Source organism: Pseudomonas sp. FA117, from assembly GCF_057370475.1.
In genome coordinates, this window is record NZ_CM170675.1 from 739384 (window position 1) to 755914 (window position 16531).

Below are 16531 nucleotides of genomic sequence, written 5' to 3' on the forward strand. Positions count from 1 at the left end.
CGACTGTTTTGATATTTAAAAAGTATCGGTTAGCGATCGCCAAACCTCATATTAGAGAGGTATTGAGTGGATATTTTTAATATATTTTTAATCTTCAAACCCCGCCGCTAGCATCCCGCCATGTTCGCCCCTCCTGAGCGACACATTCGCGGAACCGAAACCATGACAACAAGAAAGACCCCGCTCTACCTGGCCATCGCCTACGCCCTGTTCGCCGCTGCCACGGCCCAGGCTGCCAACACCGCCGACCTGCCGTGCAAGACCACTGCCGAATGTGCCGAGCAGGCGCGCAAGATCGGCGCCACGGTGGACAAGTCCGCGCTCAAGGGTGGCCAGCAGGAAAGCCAGTTCGACTGGCTCAACCGCATCAACAAGGCGTCCATCGTCATGCTCACCGAGCAGGGCATCGTGCCCGCCGAGCAGGGCAAGGTGATCGCCGGCGGCGTGCGTTATGCCATCGATCAGGCCAAGCAGCCTGACGGCAAGCGGCCCAGCGACGTGCTGCAACTCGAGCAGGTGATGATCGACAAGATTGGCCCGCAGGCCTCGTTGATCCACTCCGGACGCAGCCGCCAGGACATGTACGCCACCTACCGCCTGGCCTCCCTGCGCGCCGAGGTGCTGGCCTACAGTGACGCCCTGAATACCACGCGCCAGCGCCTGCTCAAGCTCGCCTCGGTCAACGTCGACACCCTGGTGCCGGCCTACACCAACGGCGTCCAGGCCATGCCGATCAGCTACGCCCATTACCTGCTGGCGTACGAGGCGTCGTTCCAGCGCGATGCCCAGCGCATCCACGACCTTTATGCGCGCCTGAACCTGAGCCCGATGGGCACCGCGGTGCTGGCCAACTCCGGCTACCCGCTCAACCGCGAGCGCCTGGCCACGTTGCTGGGCTTCGACGGCCTGCGCGAGAACTCGCTGGATGCCAGCCAGGTGTCGACCTACGACATTCCACTGGAAGCCGCCGGCATCGCCTCGTCCTCAGCCATTCGGGTGGGCGCGATCATTGGCGACATCCACACCCAGTACCACCAGACCCGCCCGTGGCTGCTGCTCGAGGAAGGTTCGACCTACACCAGCAGTGCCATGCCGCAGAAGCGTAACCCGGGTCTGCTGATGCGCACCCGTGAGTCGGCCTCCGATGTGGTCGGGCTGGCCAACGCCACCACCGTGCGTGCGCACAACGTCACCACCGGCATGACCGACTACAAGGCCGCCTTCGACGACCTGGGGCTGTTCAAGTCGGCCAACGAAATGTTCGAGCGCCTGGACCTGGTACTCGATGCCCTGCAGATCAATGCCGCCCGTGCAGAAGAGGAACTGGACGCCGACTGGACCACCTCGATGGAGCTGGCCGACACCCTGGAGCGCCAGCACCATGTGCCGTTCCGCATCGGTCACAGCTTCGCCTCGCTGATCGTCGAGAAGGCCCGTGCCGAGGGCACGCTGCCCAAGGACTTCGCCTACGCCGATGCCCAGGCGCTCTACACCCAGGCCGCGAAGAAGTACAAATGGCAGGACGACCAGTTGCCGCTGAGCGAGGACGCCTTCCGCGCCAGCCTGTCGCCACGGGCGATGGTCGAGAGCCGCAAGGGCACGGGTGGGCCGCAGCCGAACGAAGTGCGGCGCATGCTGATGGAAGCGGGCAAGCGCCTGGCAGCGGACCAGGACTGGATGAAGCAGCATCGGCAGAAACTGGTGGATGCCGATGCGGCGCTGGACAAGGCCTTCGACAAGCTCGCCGGGCAGTAATTACTGTGGGAGCGGCGGTTCGGCGCCCCGACTAGTCTCGCGATCGGGCGCGAAGCGGCCGCAAACCAGGCAACCGAGAGATATGGTGAACCGGGTTTGAGAGCTATGCCTTTCAAGGTGTTTGTGTAGAGGCTGGCAGGTGCCTGCCGAAAGCTTTTCAGCGCCTACGAGATCGAGCGCCGCCCGCGCGGCGCTTCGCGGGCAAGCCCGCTCCTACAGTTTGTTTCGGGCCAGTTATGCCTGTGCCATAGGCGCTCGACGCCTGGTGTGTACGACTCGGTAACGCGCCGTGCGCCAAAGGGGGCGCGCGAAAATGCCACAGGATTCATTGGCCCGAAACAAACTGTAGGAGCGGGCTTGCCCGCGAAGCGCCGCGCGGGCGGCGCTCGATCTCACAGGCGCTGAAAAGCTTCAGGCAAGCACCTGTCAGCCCTCACGCAATCACATGCGAACACCTTGAAAGAGAAGGGTGTGAGAACCCGCTATCCATTTGCACTTCAACGCTGTCATGGCAGCTGTGTGTGGGCAGGCTTTATACCTGGCCGGCTTTTGCTCTGTGTTGGTCCGGTCTCTCACCCCACCACAGCTGCCACCTATCTGAGAGCGAGCTTGTCCTAGCCCAACACCTCTCGCAACCGTGCCCGATCCACCTTCCCGTGCCACCAGGCAATCGCCAGGCACGCCACGCAATTGCCCAGCACATTGGTCACCGAGCGGCACTTCATCATCCGCTCCACCCCAATCAGCAAGCCGATGCTTTCCAGCGGCACGATGTCCAGCACGCTCAAGGTCGCCGCCAGGGTGACGAAGGCCGAACCGGCCACGCTGGTCGAACCAAGCGAGGTGAACAGGCTGACCAGCACGATGGTCGCCAGCAGCGATGGGTGCAGGTCGATATGCCCCAGCTGTGCGAGGAACAGCACCGCAACCATCAGGTACAGGCTCGAGCCGTTGAGGTTGAAGCTGTAGCCGGCAGTGAGGGTCAGGCGCAGGGTCTGGCTGTCGCAACCGGCGGTTTCGAGCTTTTCCACCAGGCGCGGCAGGGCGGCCACCGACGAGCCGGTCGAGATCACCAGCAGCAGTTCTTCCTTGATGTAGCCCACCAGCCGCCACAGGCGACAGCCGAGCAGGCGCATCACCAGCAGCGGCACCAGCAGCAGGTAGGCAAGGCAGGCGGCGTAGGCGGCAACGACGAACTTGGCCAGGGGAATGGCAGCGTCCAGGCCGTACTTGCCGATAATGAAGGCGACGGCACCGAAGGCGGCCAGCGGCGCGAAGCTGACGATCAGGCGCATGCTGCGGAACATCCAGGCCATGCTCCGGTCGAGCTGGCGCGCCAGGCGTCGGCCGGTTTCGCCACTGCGCCCCAGCAGCAGGCCGCAGACCAGCGCGGCCAGCAGTACCTTGAGGATCGGGCTTTCCTCCAGAGAGTCGAGCAGCAGGGTCGGCAGGCGCGAGAGCATCGGGCCGTCACCGGCCAGCAGCGGCACCGCCCACACATGGCTGGAGCTTTCCAGGCCGGCGCCGGGGCGCAGCAGCAGGGCGACCACCAGGCCTATCAGCAAGGACAGCAGCGACATCAGTTGCCAATAGGCCATGGCCTTGAGGCCCAGGCGCGCCGTCGAACGGTAGTCGCTCAGCGCGGCGGTGCTGGAGCAGACCAGGATGAACATCACCACCGGTGCGCAGAGGCCGATGATGGAAATGAACAGGTCGCTGAGCGGCTTCATCTGCACCGCAAGGTCCGGCTGCCAGACACCCAGCAGCGCACCGGCCAGCAGGGCGAGCAGGAGCAGGGCAAGATCGGAGCGTGGGCGGTTGCGGATCATCGGCAGTTTTGTTGTTCTTTGGTTTTGCCGATTCTAGCGTGAATGGTGCGAGGACTGCGCATACGCCACAATGCCCCTCGCCACCCGCCTCCGGAGCCTGCATGGAACTTCGTCACCTTCGTTACTTCGTCATGGTCGCCCAGGAAAAGCACTTCACCCGTGCCGCCGCGCGCCTGAACATGCAGCAACCGCCGCTCAGCCAGCAGATTCGCGCGCTGGAACAGGAGCTGGGTTTCGACCTGTTCATCCGCCATGCCAAGGGTGTCGACCTCACCGCCGGCGGCGAGGTGTTCCTGCAGGAGGCGCAGGACATCCTGCAGCGCGTGGAGAACGGCGCGCAGAAGGCCGCGCGCACCGCCAAGGGCATCGAAGGCCGGCTGAAGATCGGCTTCACCAGTTCGGCGGCGTCGCATCCGCTGATCCCGCGGATCATCCGGCGCTACCGCGACCTGTACCCGGATGTCGACATCGCCTTGCACGAGGGCAACGCGCGGGAGCTGACCGACGAGGTGGGCGACGACAGCGTCGATATCGGCATCCTTCGTGCCCCGGTCGATCGCCCGCGTGGCATCGCCTACCATCGCCTGCTCAACGAAGAGCTGGTACTCACCCTGCCGGTCGGTCACCGCTTGCTCGAGAGCGGTGCAGCCATCGCCCTCAAGGACCTGGCCGACGAGCCGTTCATCCTGGTGCGCCGCCCGGGGGCACCGGGGATGTACGCCAACCTGCTGCAGGCCTGTCGCAATGCCGGGTTCGAGCCGAAGGTGGCGTTCGAGGTCGAGCGCATGCTGACCAACGTCAGCCTGGTGGCCGCAGGTGCCGGGGTGTCGGTGGTGCCAACCTCGATGCGCGGTTTTCACGAGCACAGCGTGGCCTACCGGCCGATCCGCGATGCCCGGCCGCGGCTGGCGGCGCCCATTACCCTGCTGTGCCGACAGGACAACCCGTCGCCGCAGGCGGTGAATTTTGTGGCTCTGGCGCGGGAGTTGGGCAGCGAGTTGCGCCGTGAACGGCGAGAAACCAGCGGTGCTGCGTTAGCTCCAGGCTAATGACAAAGCGGCACCCGGCTAACAAGGGCTGGGCGTTGGAAGGGTAGGGTGGTAGCAGCACTGCAAAGACTGTGGCGAAGCGATTCTGGCCGACAGGCTTGCGGTGGCTGTTCCGGCCTCATCGCGGGACAAGTCGCAGCGATGAGGCCCTGAAGATCCCCCCCCTCGGGAGCCCCGTCATGTCATCCGCCCGCTTCACCCTGTTCACCGCCTCGGCGGTGTGTGCCCTGATCATCCTCGACACCAATATCGTCGCGGTCAGCCTGCCCAGCATCGCCCGCGACCTGTCCGGCTCGTTCGCCGACATCGAATGGGTGGTCAGTGCCTACCTGCTGGCCTTCGCCGCCGCCTTGCTGCCGGCCGGCAGCCTGGCCGATCGCTTCGGCCGCCGACGCATGCTGCAACTGGGCCTGGGGCTGTTCGGCCTGGCCTCGCTGGCCTGCGGGGCGGCACCGACGCTGATGTTCCTCGACCTGGCGCGGGCCGCCAAGGGCATTGGTGCGGCGCTGCTGCTCACCGCGGCGCTGGCGGCCATCGGTCACCGCTTCCACGAACCCGAGGAGCGCCTGCGTGCCTGGGCCTTCTGGGGCGCCTGCATGGGCGCGACCATCACCTTTGCGCCGCTGCTGGGGGGCCTGATCGCCAGTACCCTGGGCTGGCGCTGGATCTTCTACATCAACCTGCCGCTGGTGATGGTGCTGGCGTTCATGGTCCGGCGCAGCGTAGAGGAATCCCGCGACAGCGCTGCCGCTCGCCTGGACCCGTTCGGCAGCCTCACCTTCGCCGGGGCGCTGGGCTACCTGATCTGGGCGCTGATCGATGCCAACCGCGTCGGCTGGGACAGCGCCCCCACCCTCGGGCGCCTGGTGATCGCGGCGTTCCTGTTGTTCCTCTTCGTGCTGGTCGAGCGCAACCAGTCGCGGCCGATGATCGACCTGCAACTGATGCGCAGCGGACGCTTCATCGGCGCGCTGCTGGGGATGTTCGCCTATGCCGCCTGCGCCCAGGTGATGATGACCCTGCTGCCGCTGTACCTGCAGAACGGCCTGCAGCTTCCAGCCCTGGCGGCGGGGGCGGGCATGCTGCCGTTCGCCCTGGCCATGTTGCTGACTCCGCGGGTGGGCATGCGCCTGTCGGCGCGGCTCGGCTCGGCGCGGATCTTTGCCGTCGGCCTGCTGCTGGTGGGGGTAGGCAACCTGCTGTGCGCGATGGCCGCCGCCCATGGCGGTTACGCCGCCTTCGCCCTGGCCAGCCTGGTACTGGGTGCGGGCGCAGGCCTGCTCAACGGCGACACGCAGAAGAACATCATGGCCTGCGTGCCACGCGAGCGCACCGGCATGGCCTCGGGGCTGAGCACCACCACGCGCTTCGGCGCGATCGTCCTGGCGATCGGCGTGCTCGGCGGCATCCTGGCCAGCCGCAGTGGGCAATTGCTGCACGAGGCGGTTGCCGACGCGGCGCCCGGGCAACTGGACAAGGTGGGCGAGATGGCGACCCGGGTTGCGGCGGGCGATCTGTCGGCGGCGTTGGCGTTGGTCGATCCAGGCCTGCGTGACACTCTCGCGCCGCTGGCGCGCCAGGCGTTCATCGGCGGTTTCGAGGCAGTGCTGACCTGGGCGGGCGTTGCTGCCCTGGTATTCGCCCTGGTCGTCGGGCTGCTGTTGAGCCGACCGTTGCCCGTGCCAGCCGTACAAACGGCCTGATGATTTAATTTCATGGTGGTTATCAATCAACGCGATTAGAAGGCTTCACATTCTCTGGGTATAAAACGTGAAAAAATGATGGCAAAACGCTTTTATGCACTCGGGGGAGGAAGTCATGTTCAGAGGTATCAGCATCACCATGCGGTTGGCGCTGGGGTTCGCATTGGTCGTCGGGCTGATGTTGATCATCACCGCGATTGGCGTGCATCGGGTCGGCGGGATCGACGCGCTGCTCACCCAGGTCACCAGCAATACCACGGTCAAGCAGCGCTACGCGATCAACCTGCGCGGCAGCGTGCATGACCGCGCCATCGCCATTCGCGATGCGGTGCTGACCCACGATGAGGGCCAACTGGCCGGCTTCCTCCAGGATATCAAGCACCTGGACGAGTTCTACCAGACCTCCGCCGCACCCTTGGCCAAGATGCTCGGCGAACCCCAGGCCGGTGCCGACGAGCAGCGCCTGCAGCAGCAGATCCAGGGCATCGAGCGCACAGCCCAGGCGGCCACCGCGCAGTTGCTGGAGCTGCGTCACAAGGGCGAGTTCGAACAGGCCCAGGCGTTGCTGCTGGCCCAGGTGGCGCCGGCGTACAAGCAATGGCTGGGCAGCATCAACGCCTTCATCGACCTGCAGGAAAAGGATGTGGTGCGCGACATCGGCAGCGTGCGTGACAGCGCCTCCGGCTTCGCCGGCCTGATGCTCTGGGCGGCGGCCTTGGCGGCGTTGCTCAGCATCGGCGCCTCGCTGCTGATCATCCGCAGCATCCGCTCGACCCTGGGTGCCGAGCCCGAGGAAGTGGCGCAGTTGCTGCACGGCCTGGCCCGTGGCGAGATCGACCAGAGCGTGCGCAGCCAGCACCCGGAAAGCGTGATGGGTGCGCTGGGCACCACCAACCGTCACCTCACCGAGATCATCGCCCAGGTCAACCAGGTGGCGACCGACCTGGTGGCGTCGTCCAGCCGCATGAGCCAGGGCGCTGCTGCCAACCAAGGGCGCATGCAGCAGCAGAGCGACGATACCCAGCACATGGCCAGCGCCGTGTCGCAGCTGGTGGCCGCGATCAACGAGATCGCCGGTTACGCCGCTGCCGCCGCACGGGCGTCGGAAGCGGCCGATCAGGAAGTGGACGCCGGCAAGACCGTGGTCGAAGGCACCGCCAGCTCGATGCACGAACTGGCCCAGGTGCTGGAGTCGGCCACCGAGGCGGTGCTGCAGGTGGCCTCCGACAGCCAGGCCATCGAGAGCATCATCGAGGTGATCAACTCCATCGCCGAGCGCACCAACCTGCTGGCGCTCAATGCGGCAATCGAGGCGGCGCGTGCCGGTGAGTTCGGCCGGGGCTTTGCCGTGGTCGCCGACGAGGTGCGGTCGCTGGCCAACCGCACCCAGGAGTCGACCCGCGAGATTCGCGGCATGATCGGCAAGCTGCAGGAAGGCGCCGGCAAAACGGCGCAGATCGTCGGTGACAGCCGCGAGCTGGCGCAGGACACGGTCGAGCGTACCCAGGTCGCGCAGCGTTCGCTGAACGAGATCCGTCGCGAGGTGGCAGCGATCAGCCAGATGAACAACCAGATCGCCGCGGCTTCGTCGCAGCAGGATGTGGCGGCGAGCATGCTCAGCCAGGACATCAACCGCATCCATGCCTCCTCGCGCGATGCCCACGCAGGCTCCACGCGCCTGGCCGGGGACAGCCAGGAACTGCTGGAGCTGGCGGATGCCCTGGGCAGCCGGATGGGCTTCTTCAAGACTGCCGGGTAGTAGTTCCGCCAGGCCCGGCCTCTTCGCGGGTAAACCCGCTCCCACAGCAATCCCTGTAGGAGCGGGTTTACCCGCGAAAAGGCCAACACAGCCCTCAACTCTGTTCGATAAAAAAGAACGCTCAACCACCCTTTCGATAAACCATACTGCGGAAAAAACAACAGGTGTTTTTCCGCATGATGACCCTGCGCCAGATCCGCCATTTCATCGCCGTGGCCGAAACCGGCTCGATCTCCGCCGCCGCGCAGGCGGTGTTCATCTCCCAGTCGACCCTCACCCAGGCCATCCAGCAACTGGAAGACGAGATCGGCGTGACCCTGTTCACCCGCCACGCCAAGGGCATGAGCCTGACCCACCAGGGCCACCAGTTCCTGCGCCAGGCGCACCTGATCCTGGCCACCGTGGACAACGCCAAGCGCAGCCTGCAGCAGAGCACCGACCAGGTCGACGGCCAGCTCACCATCGGCGTCACCAGCCTGGTCGCCGGCTATTACCTGGCCGACCTGATCACCCGCTTCCAGCACGCCTACCCCAACGTGCACACCCGCGTGGTGGAAGACGAACGGCCCTACATCGAGCACCTGCTGGTTGCCGGCGAGATCGATGTCGGTGTGCTGATCCTGTCCAACCTCGAAGACCGCCACGCCTTGCAGACCGAAGTGCTCACCCACTCGCCGCACCGCCTGTGGCTGCCGCCGCGCCATCCGCTGCTCGAGCGCGACAGCATCAGCCTGGCCGATGTGGCGGGCGAGCCGCTGATCCAGCTCAACGCCGATGAAATGGGCCTGCACACCCAGCGCATCTGGAGCCGTGCGGGGCTGACGCCAAAGGTCACGTTGCGCACCGCGTCGGTGGAGGCGGTGCGCAGTCTGGTGGCGGCGGGCCTCGGGCTGTCGATCCAGGCCGACATGACCTACCGCCCCTGGTCGCTGGAAGGCGACATCATCGAAGCCCGCCCTCTGGCCGACCTCAACGAGACCCTTGACGTGGGCCTGGCCTGGCGCCGGGGCACGGCACGCACGCCGCTGGTGGACCCGTTCCTGACATTGGCCAGGGGGCAGGGCAGCCAGCGCAAGGTATCGATTTAACCGAACGAGACTTTCAATATTTAGAATTTGTGAAGCTGGCTGTCGGGTCCTAGTCTCGTTTCAAGTGGACGCGCCCGACCCACAGCGGAGGCGCCATGCACGACGACACGAAAAAAAGAAGAAGTCCGAAAATGCCCACCAGTCTTCCGCTGTACAGCGCGCAGTTGATCGATGGCCACCTGGTTGCCGGGGAGGGGCTGGTCGAGCCTATCGTCAACCCGGCGACCGGCGAGGTGCTGCTGAGTGTCGGCGAAGCCTCCCTCGAACAGCTTGAGACTGCAGTACAGGCGGCCCAGCGCGCCTTTGCCGGCTGGTCGCGTACCACCCCGGCGCAGCGGGCTGCGGCTTTGCTGGCCATCGCCGATGTCATCGACGCCAATGCCGACCTGCTCGCCCGTCTCGAGGCGCTTAACTGCGGCAAACCCCTGCACCTGGCGCGCCAGGACGACATTCCCGCCACCGCCGATGTGTTCCGTTTCTTTGCCGGCGCCGTGCGCTGTCAGCAGGGCCAGCTCACCGGCGAGTACGTCGCCGGGCACACCAGCATGGTGCGCCGCGATCCGGTGGGGGTGGTGGCGTCGATCGCACCCTGGAACTACCCACTCATGATGGCGGCATGGAAGATCGCGCCAGCCCTGGCCGCCGGCAACACCCTGGTATTCAAACCCTCTGAGCACACGCCGTTGTCGATCCTGGCGCTGGCGCCGCTGCTGGCCGATATCCTGCCGGCAGGCGTGCTGAACATCGTCTGCGGTGGCGGCGAGGCGGTCGGCAGCCACCTGGTCGGTCACCCCAAGGTGCGCATGGTGTCGCTGACCGGCGATATCGTCACCGGCCAGAAGATCCTCCAGGCGGCTTCGCGCACGCTCAAGCGCACCCATCTGGAGCTCGGAGGCAAGGCGCCGGTGATCGTCTGCGACGATGCCGACCTGGAATCCGTGGTCCAGGGCATTCGCACCCATGGCTACTACAACGCAGGGCAGGACTGCACCGCCGCCTGCCGCATCTACGCCCAGGCCGGCATCCACGACCGCCTGGTGGCCGCGCTTGGCGACGCGGTGGGCAGCATCCGCTTTGCCCGCAAGAAAGACGCCGACAACGAGATCGGCCCGCTGATCAGCGCCCGCCAGCGCGACCGCGTGGCCAGCTTCGTCGAGCGCGCCCTGGGCCAGCCCCATATCGAACGGGTGACCGGTGCCGCGGTGCATTCGGGCCCCGGCTTCTACTACCAGCCGACCTTGCTGGCCGGCTGCCGCCAGCAGGACGAGATCGTCCAGCGCGAAGTGTTCGGGCCGGTGGTCACCGTGACCCGCTTCGAACAGCTGTCCCAGGCCCTGGACTGCGCCAACGACTCCGAATACGGGCTGGCCTCCTCGGTGTGGACGCAGAACCTCGACAAGGCCTTCCAGATCGCCAACCGCCTGCAGTACGGCTGCACCTGGATCAACACCCATTTCATGCTGGCCAGCGAGATGCCCCATGGCGGGCTCAAGCGCTCCGGCTATGGCAAGGACCTGTCCAGCGACTCGCTGCAGGACTACAGCGTGGTGCGCCACATCATGGCGCGTCACGGCGAGCTGCTCGATTGACACAAGAATCCGCTGGCACCGCCAGGGACGTTGTTCGCTTGATACTGCCCCGACAATAGAAAGAACAATTTGGGAGATGAACGATGTACAAGACAGCGTTGCTCAGCGGGCTCGCCACCGCGCTCCTGGCCAGTGGCAGCCTCCAGGCCGCCGAAGCCCTGAAGGAAGTCGGCAAGGGCGAGGGCCAGCTCGATATCGTCGCCTGGCCGGGCTACATCGAGCGCGGCGAGTCGGACAAGGCCTATGACTGGGTCAGCAAGTTCGAGCAGGACACCGGCTGCAAGGTCAACGTCAAGACCGCCGCCACCTCCGACGAGATGGTCAGCCTGATGGCCAAGGGCGGCTACGACCTGGTCACCGCCTCTGGCGATGCCTCGCTGCGGTTGATCTACGGCAAGCGCGTGCAGCCGATCGACCCGAAGCTGATCCCCAACTGGAAGAACCTCGACCCGCGCCTGCACGACGCGCCCTGGTACACCGTCGATGGCAAGACCTACGGCACCCCTTACCAGTGGGGCCCGAACCTGCTGATGTACAGCACCAAGGTCTTCCCTACCGCGCCAGACAGCTGGAAGGCGGTGTTCGAGGCCGGGAACCTGCCCGACGGCAAGCCGAACAAGGGCCGTGTACAGGCCTACGACGGGCCGATCTACATCGCCGACGCGGCGCTGTACCTCAAGGCGACCCAGCCTGACCTGGGCATTACCGATCCGTACCAGCTCGACGAGAAACAGTACGCCGCTGTGCTCGACCTGCTGCGCAAGCAGCACGCGCTGATCCACCGCTACTGGCACGACACCACGGTACAGATGAGCGACTTCAAGAACGAGGGCGTCGCCGCCTCCAGCGCCTGGCCGTATCAGGCCAACGCGCTCAAGGCCGAGGGCCAGCCGATTGCCACGGTGTTCCCGAAGGAGGGTGTCACCGGCTGGGCCGACACCACCATGCTGCATGTCGAGGCCAAGCACCCCAATTGCGCCTACAAGTGGATGGACTGGTCGCTGCAGGACAAGGTGCAGGGCGATGTGGCGGCATGGTTCGGCTCGTTGCCGGCGGTGCCGCAGGGCTGCAAGGCCAGTGAGCTGCTGGGCGCCGAGGGCTGCAAGACCAACGGCTTCGACCAGTTCGACAAGATCGCCTTCTGGAAGACCCCGCAGGCCGAGGGCGGCAAGTTCGTGCCCTATAGCCGCTGGACCCAGGACTACATCGCGATCATGGGCGGGCGCTAGGCCTGGTTGTTGTGAGAGCTGGCAGCGGCCTTTGTGGCAGCGGCCTCTGTGGGGGCGGACTTTGTGGGAGTAGTCCACTTTGTGGGAGCAGTCCACTTTGTGGGAGCGGGCTTGCCCGCGAAAAGAACACCGCGGTGAATGGCACCGGCTTTGCCGGTGTTCGCGGGCAAGCCCGCTCCCACAAAGCCCGCTCCCATGAAGGCCACTCCCATAAAGGCCACTCCCGAAGGTCCGCCCCCGTTAACTTCCAGCCCCGGAGCCCCGCCATGTCCCCAGCCGTCGAGTTCACCCAGGTTTCCCGCCAGTTCGGCGAGGTGAAGGCCGTCGACCAGGTGTCGATCGACATCCAGGACGGTGAGTTCTTTTCCATGCTCGGCCCCTCGGGCTCGGGCAAGACCACCTGCCTGCGCCTGATCGCAGGTTTCGAGCAGCCCAGCGCCGGCTCGATCCGCATCCATGGCCTCGAAGCCGCCGGCCTGCCGCCCTACCAGCGTGACGTCAACACGGTGTTCCAGGACTACGCGCTGTTCCCGCACATGAACGTGCTCGACAACGTCGCCTATGGCCTGAAGGTAAAGGGCGTGGCCAGGGCCGAGCGCCTGCAGCGTGCCGAGCAGGCGCTGGAGATGGTCGCCCTCGGCGGCTATGGCACGCGCAAGCCGGTGCAGCTTTCCGGCGGCCAGCGCCAGCGCGTAGCCCTTGCCCGCGCGCTGGTCAACCGCCCGCGCGTGCTGCTGCTCGACGAGCCGCTGGGTGCGCTCGACCTCAAGCTGCGCGAACAGATGCAGGGCGAACTCAAGCGCCTGCAGCGCCAACTGGGCATCACCTTCATCTTCGTCACGCACGATCAGAGCGAAGCGCTGTCGATGTCCGACCGCGTCGCGGTGTTCAACAAGGGACGCATCGAGCAGGTCGACACCCCGCGCAACCTGTACATGAAGCCGGCCACCGCCTTCGTCGCCGAATTCGTCGGCACCTCCAACGTGCTGCGCGGCGAGTTCGCCAGCCAGCTGATCGGTGATGCCCGGCCGTTCTCCATTCGCCCCGAGCATATCCGTTTCGCCCAGGGCGAGCGGGGAGCCAGCGAGGTCGAGGTCAGCGGCCTGCTGCACGATATCCAGTACCAGGGCGCCGCGACCCGCTACGAGATCCGCCTGGACAATGGCCAGCACCTGAGCCTGAGCCAGGCCAACAGCCAGTGGGGCGACGGCCCGGTCAGCCATCAGCCGGGCCAGCGCGTCACTGCCCGCTGGTCGCGCGAGGCCATGGTGGCGCTGAGCGAGGGCCTGTGAGATGAGCCTGACCCTCGATGCCACCGCGCCGGTCGCCCGTCATGGCGCCCTGCGCGGGCTGTCCAACCTGCTGTACCGCAAGCCGACGCTGTACCTTTCGTTGCTGCTGGTGCCGCCGTTGCTGTGGTTCGGCGCGATCTACCTGGGCTCGCTGCTGACCCTGCTGTGGCAGGGCTTCTACACCTTCGACGACTTCACCATGACGGTGACGCCGAGCCTGACCTGGGCCAACTTCGCCGCGCTGTTCACCCCGGCCAACTTCGACATCATCCAGCGCACGGTGCTGATGGCCGTGGCGGTGTCCATCGCCAGTGCCGCGCTGGCGTTCCCCATCGCCTACTACATGGCGCGCTACACCAGCGGCAAGACCAAGGCGTTCTTCTACATCGCGGTGATGCTGCCGATGTGGGCCAGCTACATCGTCAAGGCCTACGCCTGGACCCTGCTGCTGGCCAAGGGCGGGGTGGCCATGTGGTTCGTCCAGCACCTGGGCCTTGAGCCGCTGCTGAACCTGCTGCTGGGCGTGCCCGGGGTGGGCGGCAACACCTTGTCGACCTCGAACCTGGGGCGCTTTCTGGTGTTCGTCTACATCTGGCTGCCGTTCATGATCCTGCCGATCCAGGCCTCGCTGGAGCGCCTGCCGCCGTCGTTGCTGCAGGCTTCGGCCGACCTGGGTGCGCAGCCGCGCCAGACCTTCATGCAGGTGGTCCTGCCGCTGTCGGTGCCCGGCATCGCCGCAGGCTCGATCTTCACCTTCAGCCTCACCCTCGGCGATTTCATCGTGCCGTCGCTGGTCGGCCCGCCCGGTTACTTCATCGGCGGCATGGTCTACGCCCAGCAGGGCGCCATCGGCAACATGCCCATGGCTGCGGCCTTCACCCTGGTGCCGATCGTGCTGATCGCCGTCTACCTGTCCATCGTCAAACGCCTGGGGGCCTTCGATGCACTCTGAAAAAGCGTCCTGGGGCTTGAAACTGGCAGCGTGGGGAGGGCTGGTGTTCCTGCACTTCCCGATCCTGATCATCTTCCTGTACGCCTTCAATACCGAAGACGCCGCGTTCAGCTTTCCGCCGCAGGGCTTCACCCTGCACTGGTTCAGCGTGGCCTTCGCCCGCCAGGATGTGCTCGATGCCGTGACCCTGTCGGTGAAGATCGCCGCCCTGGCCACGCTGATCGCCATGGTGCTGGGCACGCTGGCGGCAGCTGCGTTGTACCGGCGTGATTTCTTCGGCAAGGAGAGCATCTCGCTGATGCTGATCCTGCCGATCGCCTTGCCCGGCATCATCACCGGCATCGCGTTGCTCTCGGCGTTCAAGACCCTGGGCATCGAACCGGGCTTCATGACCATCGTCGTCGGCCATGCGACCTTCTGCGTGGTGATCGTCTACAACAACGTCATCGCCCGCTTCAGGCGCACCTCGCACAGCCTGATCGAGGCCTCGATGGACCTGGGGGCCGACGGCTGGCAGACCTTCCGCTACGTGATCCTGCCCAACCTCGGCTCGGCGCTGCTGGCCGGTGGCATGCTGGCGTTCGCCCTGTCGTTCGACGAGATCATCGTCACCACCTTCACCGCCGGCCACGAGCGCACCCTGCCGATCTGGTTGCTCAACCAGCTCGGTCGCCCGCGCGACGTGCCGGTGACCAACGTGGTGGCGATGCTGGTGATGCTGGTGACCATGCTGCCGATCCTTGGCGCCTACTACCTGACCAAAGGTGGCGAAGGTGTTGCCGGCAGCGGCAAGTGAACACGCGAACAAGAACCTGAGAAAAGGAGCGCTTCATGCAAACCAAACTGCTGATCAACGGCCAACTGGTCGCCGGTGAAGGCGAGTCGCTCGCCGTGCTCAACCCGGCGCTGGGCACCACCCTGGTGGAGATTGCCGAAGCCACGCCGGCCCAGGTCGACACCGCCGTGCGTGCAGCCGACGCGGCGTTCGAAAGCTGGTCCCAGACCGCCCCCAAGGATCGTTCGCTGCTGTTGCTCAAGCTGGCCGATGCCATCGATGCGCACGCCGAGGAGCTGGCGCGGCTGGAGTCGAACAACTGCGGCAAGCCCTACCAGGCTGCGCTGAACGACGAACTGCCGGCGGTGGCCGATGTGTTCCGCTTCTTCGCCGGAGCCAGCCGCGTGCTGCAGGGCTCGGCGGCGGGTGAATACCTGCCGGGGCACACCTCGATGATCCGCCGCGACCCGGTGGGCGTAGTCGCCTCTATCGCCCCCTGGAACTACCCGCTGATGATGGCCGCCTGGAAGCTCGGCCCGGCCTTGGCGGCGGGCAATACCGTGGTGCTCAAGCCATCGGAGCAGACACCGCTGACCGCCCTGCGTCTGGGTGAGCTGATCGCGGGCATCTTCCCGCCGGGCGTGGTCAACCTGGTGTTCGGCCGAGGCCCGAGCGTGGGCGAGCCGCTGACCACCCACCCCAAGGTGCGCATGGTGTCGCTGACCGGTTCGGTGGCCACCGGCAGCCGCATCATCGCCGGCACTGCCGACAGTGTGAAGCGCATGCACATGGAGCTGGGCGGCAAGGCGCCAGTGATCATCTTCGACGATGCCGATATCGATGCAGCGGTCGAAGGCATCCGCGCGTTCGGTTTCTACAACGCCGGGCAGGACTGCACGGCGGCGTGCCGGCTGTATGTGCAGAAGGGCGTGTACAAGGCCTTCGTCGACAAGCTCACGGCGGCGGTGGCGAGCATCCGCATTGGCGAGCAGGACGATCCCGAGACCGAACTGGGACCGTTGATCACCCAGCAGCACCTGGAGCGGGTCACCGGCTTCGTCGAGCGGGCGCGGCAGGTGCCGCATATCCAGGTCACCACTGGCGGCAAGCGAGCCGACCGGGCGGGGTTCTTCTTCGAGCCGACGGTTTTGGCCGGCGCGCAGCAGGACGATGAAGTGGTGCGCCGTGAGATATTCGGGCCGGTGGTGTCGGTGACCGAATTCAGCGATGAGACCCAGGCACTGGAGTGGGCCAACGATTCGGACTACGGCCTGGCGTCGTCGGTGTGGACCCAGGACGTCGGGCGCGCGCACCGGCTGGCGGCGCGGTTGCAGTATGGCTGCACCTGGGTGAACACCCACTTCATGCTGATCAGCGAGATGCCCCATGGCGGGGTGAAGCTGTCCGGCTACGGCAAGGACATGTCGATGTACGGGCTGGAGGATTACACCGCCATCCGGCATGTGATGATCAAGCACTGATCCTGGACTGCCCCCCAAGAGTTGGATTTG

General features: G+C 65.8%; 12 protein-coding genes and 1 pseudogene. 12 read left to right on the plus strand and 1 reads right to left on the minus strand.

The annotated features are described in order from the left end of the window. Positions 1-162: 162 nt before the first annotated feature. Positions 163-1755 carry an argininosuccinate lyase gene (locus tag AC1TXO_RS03520; RefSeq protein WP_486405064.1) on the plus strand — a complete coding sequence of 531 codons (1593 nt, stop codon included), beginning with the start codon at positions 163-165 and terminating at the stop codon, positions 1753-1755. A 614-nt stretch (positions 1756-2369) separates the two neighbouring features. Here the strand turns inward: AC1TXO_RS03520 and AC1TXO_RS03525 are convergent. After that, a complete protein-coding gene (locus AC1TXO_RS03525) occupies positions 2370-3584 on the minus strand; it encodes a cation:dicarboxylate symporter family transporter (protein ID WP_486405065.1) in 1215 nt (404 codons plus the stop codon). A 101-nt stretch (positions 3585-3685) separates the two neighbouring features. Between AC1TXO_RS03525 and AC1TXO_RS03530 the strand changes: the two genes are divergently transcribed. From AC1TXO_RS03530 to AC1TXO_RS03580, 11 genes and pseudogenes are all read left to right on the plus strand, one after another. Beyond that, entirely contained in the window at positions 3686-4633 is a 948-nt protein-coding gene (locus AC1TXO_RS03530; RefSeq protein ID WP_486405066.1) for a LysR family transcriptional regulator, read from the plus strand. Positions 4634-4812: 179 nt separating this feature from the next. After that, entirely contained in the window at positions 4813-6336 is a 1524-nt protein-coding gene (locus AC1TXO_RS03535; protein ID WP_486405067.1) for an MFS transporter, read from the plus strand. Between the two features lie 139 nt (positions 6337-6475). Next, positions 6476-6919, plus strand: a pseudogene (locus AC1TXO_RS03540) (MCP four helix bundle domain-containing protein); the annotation flags it as partial. Positions 6920-6979: 60 nt separating this feature from the next. After that, positions 6980-8095 carry a methyl-accepting chemotaxis protein gene (locus AC1TXO_RS03545; RefSeq protein WP_486406782.1) on the plus strand — a complete coding sequence of 372 codons (1116 nt, stop codon included), beginning with the start codon at positions 6980-6982 and terminating at the stop codon, positions 8093-8095. Between the two features lie 176 nt (positions 8096-8271). Beyond that, entirely contained in the window at positions 8272-9183 is a 912-nt protein-coding gene (locus AC1TXO_RS03550; RefSeq protein WP_486405068.1) for a LysR family transcriptional regulator, read from the plus strand. 131 nt (positions 9184-9314) lie between these two features. Then, entirely contained in the window at positions 9315-10772 is a 1458-nt protein-coding gene (locus AC1TXO_RS03555; protein ID WP_486405069.1) for a gamma-aminobutyraldehyde dehydrogenase, read from the plus strand. Positions 10773-10855: 83 nt separating this feature from the next. Then, a complete protein-coding gene (gene ydcS, locus AC1TXO_RS03560) occupies positions 10856-12001 on the plus strand; it encodes a putative ABC transporter substrate-binding protein YdcS (RefSeq protein ID WP_486405070.1) in 1146 nt (381 codons plus the stop codon). A gap of 266 nt (positions 12002-12267) precedes the next feature. Further along, entirely contained in the window at positions 12268-13293 is a 1026-nt protein-coding gene (locus AC1TXO_RS03565; RefSeq protein WP_486405071.1) for an ABC transporter ATP-binding protein, read from the plus strand. Between the two features lies 1 nt (position 13294). Further along, the gene (locus tag AC1TXO_RS03570; RefSeq protein ID WP_486405072.1) at positions 13295-14245 is read left to right on the plus strand and encodes an ABC transporter permease; all 951 of its coding nucleotides are present in this window, start codon (positions 13295-13297) and stop codon (positions 14243-14245) included. Continuing rightward, positions 14235-15041, plus strand: coding sequence for an ABC transporter permease (locus AC1TXO_RS03575; protein WP_186711580.1), 807 nt, complete (start codon positions 14235-14237; stop codon positions 15039-15041). The genes AC1TXO_RS03570 and AC1TXO_RS03575 overlap by 11 nt, the downstream gene beginning before the upstream one ends. 35 nt (positions 15042-15076) lie before the next feature. Beyond that, positions 15077-16501, plus strand: a complete 1425-nt coding sequence (locus AC1TXO_RS03580; protein ID WP_486405073.1) for a gamma-aminobutyraldehyde dehydrogenase — start codon at positions 15077-15079, stop codon at positions 16499-16501. Positions 16502-16531 lie beyond the last annotated feature (30 nt).